Source organism: Roseovarius arcticus, assembly GCF_006125015.1.
GTDB lineage: Bacteria > Pseudomonadota > Alphaproteobacteria > Rhodobacterales > Rhodobacteraceae > Roseovarius > Roseovarius arcticus.
The window spans coordinates 112125-119456 of sequence record NZ_SZZN01000002.1 but is presented as its reverse complement, the minus strand read 5'-3'; the positions used below and the strand labels follow the sequence as shown (position 1 = coordinate 119456).

Below are 7332 nucleotides of genomic sequence, written 5' to 3'. Positions count from 1 at the left end.
TTCGAATTCCTCTAAATTGCGTCACGGATGAGCGGACAGGTCATGCAATGCGATCCACCGCGTCCACGCCCAAGTTCTGATCCGGGGATCGTGATGACCTCGACGCCCGCTTTGCGCAGAAGTGTGTTTGAATCGACGTTGCGCTCGTAGCCGACGACAACGCCGGGCTCCAAGCAGAGCAGGTTGTTGGCATCGTCCCATTGCTCGCGGGCGGATTCGTAGGCATCGCCTCCGGTGGACACCGTGCGCAGTTTCTTGAGCCCAAGGGCTTCGGCCACGACCGCCAGGAACGGCTTCGTTTCTACCTCGACTGCAATATTGTCGTCTTTGCCTTGTCGCAGGCTGGTGCAGCGGATGGCATCTGTCACCTCGGTAAAGACGGTTGCAAGATCTCGGTCGCAGAAGGTGAACACCGTATCAAGGTGCATCGCACTGCGCGATTTAGGGAACTGGCACGCGATAACCCGGGTAGCACCGCCCCCTGCAAACAGGCCACGGGCGATTTGACCGACAGCTTGCGGTGTGGTGCGCTCGCCCATGCCGATCAGGACGGTACCATTACCTATGGGCATGACATCGCCGCCCTCAACCGTTGCAGGGCCGTGGTCCTGTCTTGGATCACCCCACCAGATCGGAAAGCCTGCATCCTTGAAGTCGGGGTGAAAGCGATAGATCGCGGCGAGGTTTAATGTCTCCAACCGTCGTGCGGGCCAGTGCATTGGGTTCAGCGTCACGCCGCCATAGATCCAGCAGGTCGTGTCGCGGGTGAAAATGTGGTTGGGCAGGGGGGGCAGGATGAAATCAGCGGGCTCCAGCATAGGGGCCAGAACACCTCTTTCGGTTATCGGTAATTCTGCCCGGCTCATCCCTCCAATGAGGATCGTAGAGAGTAGATCGGCGTTGATCTCCATCAGATGGGCCATCAGATCGTCAGCAAGACCGACGCCCACTGTGTTGTCGCTTATTCGCACCTCGAGTAGCCAGCGGCGGGCTTCCATGTCGGCCAATGTCTCGGCCAAAAGCTGGCGCAGAAATACGACCTCGACCCCGCGATTGCGCATCGCATCAACGAAAGTCATGTGCTCGATCCGCGCCTGTTTGACCCAAATCACATCGTCAAAAAGCAGTTCGGCGCAATTGGCGGGTGTCAGTCGGGCCATCGCGGCACCGGGTTTGTGCACCAAAACGCGGCGCAGTTTGCCCGCCTCGGAATGGACGCCATAGGTCAGGGTCATGTGGGGGTTCCTCCCATAAGGGCGCCGAGGCTGAGGGCGGCCATGATGATAACGGTGAGACCCAACAGGACGGGCCAGACAAAGCGCAGCCAGCGCTCATAAGGTACGCGGGCAATGGCGAGGCCACCCATGACGACAGCAGACGTCGGCGTGACGAGGTTGACGACGCCTGTGGCGGATTGGAACGCGGTGACGATCAAGCTGCGCTCGACCCCGGCAAAGTCACCGACGGGAGCGAGGATCGGCATCGACAGAACGGCAAGACCGGAGGTTGAGGGCACAAAGAAGGCCATCACAACTTCGATCCAGTACATCACGTTGATGAACACGACATTGCTGAGGCCGGCGACAGTGCCTTCGGCCCAATGCAGGATCGTGTCGGTCATGTGACCTGCGTCCATGACAACGACGATACCGCGCGCGAGCCCAATGATCAGGGCTACGCCCAGCAGGTCACGTGCGCCGCCGACGAAGGCGTCTACCAAACCTTTTTCACCCAGACGTCCGATGAGGCCAATACCGATGCCTGCAAACAGGAAAAGACCGCTCATCTCGGCCATCCACCAACCACCAAGGGACACACCCCAGATCATGACGGCGAAGGTTGCGCCGAATAGAAGCAAGACGATCTTGTGCAAGCCAGTGAAGTCGGTGGTGGCATCCGCAGTGCTGCGGAAATGCACCTCGTTTTCTTCCTTGCGGTCAAAGACGAGTGAGCGCGAAGGATCAGCTTTGACCCGTGCCGCATAGCGCATGACGTAGGCGACGGTTGCAGCGAACGTCAGTGCCAGAATGACGAAGCGGAGCATCAGCCCGTCGGTAAAGGGTATGCCCGCTGCATCCGAAGCGATGACAGTTGAAAACGCGTTCACAGTCGAGCCGAGAACACCTACTCCAGCGCCCAGCAGGATGACGGCGACAGCCGTGAGAGAGTCATATCCGGCGGCGATCATGACAGGGGTCAGCAGGACGTAGAAGGCCAACGTCTCTTCCGCCATGCCTTCTGTTGTGCCGCCGAGGGCGAAGAGACCCATAAGGATTGGGATCATCCATTTTTCCCGGCCTTTGAGCTGCGTCATCGCGCGTTTGATGCCTGCATCAATGGACCCTGTCGCCGTAACTACTCCGATAAAACCGCCGATCATTAGCACGAATAATGCGACATCAATGGCATTGGCCGTATAGCTTCCGGGATCATAGAAACCCGCGATTGGCGCGAGGATGACATCAAAAAAGCCTTGAGGATTTGCATCCGTGAGTGCGTAGGTTCCCGCAACAGGGAGTTCTTTGCCGAGCGCCTCGGATGCCACGCGTTCGTACTGGCCTGCGGGTATCACCCACGTAAGAGCCGCAACAATCACGATGAGCGCAAAAAGGATTGTGTAGGCTGAGGGAAAGCTGAACCGAGGGGTGGTTTCGGGAGCGCGCGTTGTGGGGTTTGCCATTGGGTGTCCTTTTCCAGCACGGCACCGCGAAATGGATCACGGCTGCTGAGACAATGCTAAGCGAGGGGTGCAGGTGGCGGACTGACCGAGGTTAGTGGTCCCGATTGAAATGGGTGCTTTACGTTCGCAGGTGAAGTGGCCCTCGGTCGATTTGCCATTTCGGGCTCATCCCATTGAACGTCTGCGGACACGGCTCTTATTCATTCCATGAAACCAAAAATTCTGACGACACTTAAGACTTATGATCGCACGCAGTTTGCAGGCGACGTCGTTGCTGGTGTCACCGTTGCAATGGTTGCTTTGCCCCTGAGCCTTGCGATTGCAATTGCCTCGGGGGCGCCACCAGAGAAAGGATTGGTGACGGCGATTGTCGCGGGACTTTTGATTTCTCTGCTTGGCGGTAGCCGGGTGCAGATTGGCGGGCCGACAGGAGCGTTTATCGTTGTCGTCTTCGGCGTCATTGCTGAGTATGGATATGATGGGCTCGTCCTTGCGACGTTCATGGCAGGTGTCATCATGCTGGTTGCCGGATATTTCCGGGCCGGAAACCTTGTCGCGTTTGTGCCTGAACCGGTGATCAACGGTTTCACCATCGGGATCGGAATCATCATTGCGACAAGCCAGTTGAAAGACTTTTTTGGTCTGTCGATGGCGCAGCCGCCAGCGGAATTTATTGGAAAAATTGAGGCTCTTTGGGCCAACAAACAGTCGCTGAATGTCCAAGCGCTGGGGATCGGTCTTGCTGCAATGCTGATGATCGTCGGCCTACGCCGCATTGCGCCGAAATTTCCGGGGCTCGTCGTTGCTGTGGGTTTGACGTCGGCCATCGTTGCCGTGGCGACGCTGCCGGTGGACACGATTTTTTCGCGGTTCGGGGCGTTGCCAAGCGCGTTGCCCATGCCCGCGTTGCCCGACATCACCTTTGCACGCATGATCGAATTGCTGCCGTCGGCCATCGTCATCGCGTCCCTAGCGAGTATCGAGTCGCTTTTGTCTGCACTGGTCGCGGACAAGATGATCGGTGGCAACCATAGACCCAATGCCGAAGTGCTGGCACAAGGCTTTGCCAATATTGGTTCGGCCCTGTTTGGGGGCCTGCCTGCGACCGGCGCCATTGCTCGGACGGCGACAAATGTGCGCGCGGGCGGCAAGACGCCTGTTGCGGGGATTGTTCACGCCCTGACCATTCTGTTGGTCATGTTGCTTGCAGCACCTTTGGCCGGATATCTTGCGATGCCGGCACTCGCCGGTTTGCTGATCCTGACAGCCTGGAACATGAGTGAGCCGCACAAATGGCGCGGCTATCTGCAAGCGCGCGCATCGGACCGCGTTCTTCTTTTGCTGACGCTCGTCCTGACCGTGTTCGCGGATCTGACAATCGCCATTGGTGTGGGCGTCTCAGTTGGGCTTGCGTTACGATTGCGGCGACGAGACGCGCCGATTGAGAAAGATTGGACACCTCCTGATCGCTAGATTTACGCCAAACAAAAACAGCGGTTTTTATACGAGCGACACCTCATCGTTGACTATGGACGGCATCGCAAAAAAGCTCCAAAAATGTGCAGCAAGCAAACAGACTGCATCACATTCGGTCCCGATACTATTCCGGTCGTTACTCAGTTCACCGGTGTCTGCTGGTGGGTTAGGCGCAACCATCTGTCGTCGTCTCTCACGTAGGTCGATGTGCACAGCGCTTCATAGATTGGCATGTCACCGCGCTCGGCGGAGACGCGATAGGCCACAACGGCAATGTTGCCTTGCACCGACACATGACGCTCACTCATCACCACGGACCGCCATCGTTGCGCGACATCGGCCTCTCTCCAAAGAGCTTCCCCTTGCAGGATTCCGGCTGGGTAGGGGAAGACAAAGACAGCGTCTTTTGCCGTCATATGGCGGGCGCTGTCAGCACCTTCCGTCCAGAATCGTTCTTCCATGTCCCAAAGTGTTGCGTCGGTTTTCATAGGGTTCTCATTGTCGGATTTACTGTGTAATTGCTCCAGATTGTGTTCAAACGGCGCTGCATTCTATTGGACTTTCGCAAGATTGATGACCCAGCCGAGAATTAGAAAGGCAAGGATGTACCAGTAGAATGGCACACCCTTCGCCAGCGCAGGCAGTCTGGCCACCACGTCTGGAGTGTTTGGACTTGCGGCGACTTTCTTTCTGGGAAGAAGGTCAAGAAGGGTTGAGATAATCTTGCCTTGGTCGCGCCCCTGTGTTGGCACGTCTTTGAAGCGGGTCATCAGTGTATTTAACCTTTTGCGCGCCGGGCCATCCGGCATTGCAGCGAGATCAGACGCCTCTGTCCATGGGTCGACTTCGAGCCTTGCAAGCATTGAAATGACGGAGACATTGATGCCGTTCACGTCCTCCCCAACCGTGGCGCGCAAAAAACGTTCAAAAGCGGGGTCTTGGCCCATTTGATCCATTGTGAGTGTCATCTGATGTGACCTTTCCTGAGAGTGCATGTGCGGATTGGCAGCATGTTGTATGCTGGTCGTCTGACGAAACCGCGTTGCCTTTGGGTTGGCTACGACACTATCTTAGATGATGTTGCCAAGCTTCGGGTTGACCGAAGTCAGCCTCTTTGAACTTTTTTCGATTTTGTGCGCCCTGCACTTGGCTTGCTCACACACTGCAGGTCAGCATCCGTGTTTTAGCTGCAATGACCGCTTCTTCGTCTGTTGGAATAACTATGACGCTGACATCCGAAGCCGTCGATTGGATATGTGCGATGCCCCGCTCATTTGCAGTCACGTCCAGATCCACTCCCAACCATGCAAGGCGTTGGCAAATCAGACGTCGCACCAGTGCAGAATTTTTTCCTATCCCTGCTGTGAATACGATGGCGTCGATCCCGGCCATATCTGTCGCAAGTGCTGTCAATTCACGCGCGGCGCGATAGCAAAATAGTTCTATTGCCTCTTGCGCTTGCGCGGAGGAGTCTGCTTCCAAGACCGCCATGTCATTGCTGATGCCAGACACGCCGAGAAGACCGGATTTCGAGTAGAGCAAAGATGTGATTTGCTCGGACGTTAGCCCTTTTTCCTCCAGTAAGTAGAGCACGACTCCAGGGTCGAGCGACCCGCAGCGGCGCCCCATCACAAGCCCGTCCAGCGCGGTGAGACCCATGCTGGTTGCGACGCTGCGCCGATCTTTCATGGCGCACATGCTGGCCCCGCTGCCCAAATGGGCGACAATCACGCGCCCATCGGCGCGGTCGCCAAGATGCTGGGGCAATGTGCTGGCGATGTATTCATATGACAGCCCGTGAAAGCCATAGCGCAGGATACCCTCATCGGTCAGCGAACGGGGCAACTCCATGCGGCAGGCGCGGAAGAACATTGCGGCGCATTACGAAATTGCAACGAATTTTACCGGCTCTGGCTGGATGAGACGATGACCTATTCCTCGGCCCTCTTTCGCAGCGGCCGGGAGCCGTTGGAACAGGCACAACACCAGAAATACGAAAGCATGGTGGACCAGGTGGGGGCGCAGCCCGGCGATCATGTGCTCGAAATCGGCTGGGGCTGGGGCGGCTTCGCGGAATATGCCGCAGCGGAGCGTGGGTTGCGCGTAACTGGGCTGACGCTCTCTCAAGAGCAGCACGACTACGCGGTGGAACGGATCCGGGCCAGGGTGTTGCAGGATCGCGTCGAGATCAGGATGCAGGACTATCGCGACAATCAGGGACTTTACGACGGCATCGCTAGCATCGAGATGTTCGAGGCAGTCGGCCAGAAATACTGGCCTACCTACTTTCAGGTCGTTCGCGACCGCCTGAAGCCGGGCCGCAACGCCACCTTGCAGATCATCACGGTGCAGGACGCGCGGTTCGAGATCTACCGCAAGCGCGTGGATTTCATCCAGAAACACATTTTCCCCGGCGGCATGTTGCCGTCCCCCGGCGTGCTGCGCGACGAGGTGCACCGCGCCGGATTGCAGGTCCAGCACTCGATTGAGTTCGGCGACAGCTACAGCCAGACACTGCGGCGCTGGCATGACAGCTTCAACGGACGCTGGGACGAAATTAAGCGGCTGGGTTTCGACGACCGATTCCGGCGGATGTGGAATCTGTACCTGACCTCTTCCGCCGGGGCGTTCGAGGGCGGTCACTGCGATGTGACCCAGATCACCATCACTCGGCCCGCCGCCTGAAAACAGGCGGAGACGGTGCATGTCCGGTTTCCTCTCTCGCTGCAGCAGCGCAAGGCTGTTCTACACGAAAGGAAAGTGGACATCAGATACGACATGTACTTTGAAATCTTGTGAACATATATTTTTCAGTGCCTTAGGAAGCAGAAAAGGTTCGACAAGAGAAGCTCCCCGTGGAGGAGTGGACAGTTTCGCCATAGCTTTAATGATGACAACGGGCACCTATGTGCAAAACATGTGCATCTCGAGACTAAGTTGCAGCGCAAAGGCTGCGGCAAATAAATCAACATAAGACCAATTAAGCGGTTCTAGGCGAAAATTGAGCGCGTACGTCTCGGAACGGACACAAGCCGTCAACTGACATGCAAGGCGAAGGTCGCCAGAAGCACGAACAAGGACGCGACAAGAAGCATTCGCGAGCCATCTGATAGTCGATTTGTGGGTCGATCGAAAAGTCATGCCATTGGGCTTTCGATCAAAGCGTGGGTAGTTCA

At 57.0% G+C, this 7332-nt stretch carries 6 protein-coding genes and 1 pseudogene; 2 read left to right on the top strand and 5 right to left on the bottom strand.

The window, feature by feature from the left end; translation table 11 throughout:
- Positions 1 to 11: 11 nt before the first annotated feature.
- Positions 12 to 1235: an arginine deiminase gene (gene arcA / locus MK6180000_RS20175; RefSeq protein ID WP_138936691.1), complete on the bottom strand. Its 1224-nt coding sequence runs from the start codon at positions 1233 to 1235 to the stop codon at positions 12 to 14.
- Positions 1232 to 2680, bottom strand: a complete 1449-nt coding sequence (locus MK6180000_RS20170; protein WP_138936690.1) for a YfcC family protein — start codon at positions 2678 to 2680, stop codon at positions 1232 to 1234. Before MK6180000_RS20170 ends, arcA begins: the two co-directional genes overlap by 4 nt.
- A gap of 207 nt (positions 2681 to 2887) precedes the next feature.
- Between MK6180000_RS20170 and MK6180000_RS20165 the strand changes: the two genes are divergently transcribed.
- Positions 2888 to 4153, top strand: a complete 1266-nt coding sequence (locus MK6180000_RS20165; RefSeq protein WP_138936689.1) for a SulP family inorganic anion transporter — start codon at positions 2888 to 2890, stop codon at positions 4151 to 4153.
- A 143-nt stretch (positions 4154 to 4296) separates the two neighbouring features.
- Here the strand turns inward: MK6180000_RS20165 and MK6180000_RS20160 are convergent, their stop codons facing one another.
- The 3 genes from MK6180000_RS20160 to MK6180000_RS20150 form a co-directional block, all read right to left on the bottom strand.
- A complete protein-coding gene (locus MK6180000_RS20160) occupies positions 4297 to 4644 on the bottom strand; it encodes a nuclear transport factor 2 family protein (RefSeq protein ID WP_246040640.1) in 348 nt (115 codons plus the stop codon).
- A 63-nt stretch (positions 4645 to 4707) separates the two neighbouring features.
- On the bottom strand, positions 4708 to 5112 hold the full coding sequence (locus tag MK6180000_RS20155) for a hypothetical protein (RefSeq protein WP_138936688.1): 405 nt from the start codon (positions 5110 to 5112) through the stop codon (positions 4708 to 4710).
- Positions 5113 to 5311: 199 nt separating this feature from the next.
- Positions 5312 to 6007, bottom strand: a complete 696-nt coding sequence (locus tag MK6180000_RS20150) for an acetate/propionate family kinase (protein WP_246040642.1) — start codon at positions 6005 to 6007, stop codon at positions 5312 to 5314.
- Between MK6180000_RS20150 and MK6180000_RS20145 the strand changes: the two are divergent.
- Positions 5994 to 6841, top strand: a pseudogene (locus MK6180000_RS20145) (class I SAM-dependent methyltransferase); the annotation flags it as partial. The gene MK6180000_RS20150 and the pseudogene MK6180000_RS20145 overlap by 14 nt on opposite strands.
- Positions 6842 to 7332 lie beyond the last annotated feature (491 nt).

Bases quoted from the DNA above. Each gene is read 5' to 3' on its own strand.
- arcA (WP_138936691.1), bottom strand. From the start codon at position 1,235: ATGACCCTGACCTATGGCGTCCATTCCGAGGCGGGCAAACTGCGCCGC.
- MK6180000_RS20170 (WP_138936690.1), bottom strand. From the start codon at position 2,680: ATGGCAAACCCCACAACGCGCGCTCCCGAAACCACCCCTCGGTTCAGC.
- MK6180000_RS20165 (WP_138936689.1), top strand. From the start codon at position 2,888: ATGAAACCAAAAATTCTGACGACACTTAAGACTTATGATCGCACGCAG.
- MK6180000_RS20160 (WP_246040640.1), bottom strand. From the start codon at position 4,644: ATGAAAACCGACGCAACACTTTGGGACATGGAAGAACGATTCTGGACG.
- MK6180000_RS20155 (WP_138936688.1), bottom strand. From the start codon at position 5,112: ATGGATCAAATGGGCCAAGACCCCGCTTTTGAACGTTTTTTGCGCGCC.
- MK6180000_RS20150 (WP_246040642.1), bottom strand. From the start codon at position 6,007: ATGGAGTTGCCCCGTTCGCTGACCGATGAGGGTATCCTGCGCTATGGC.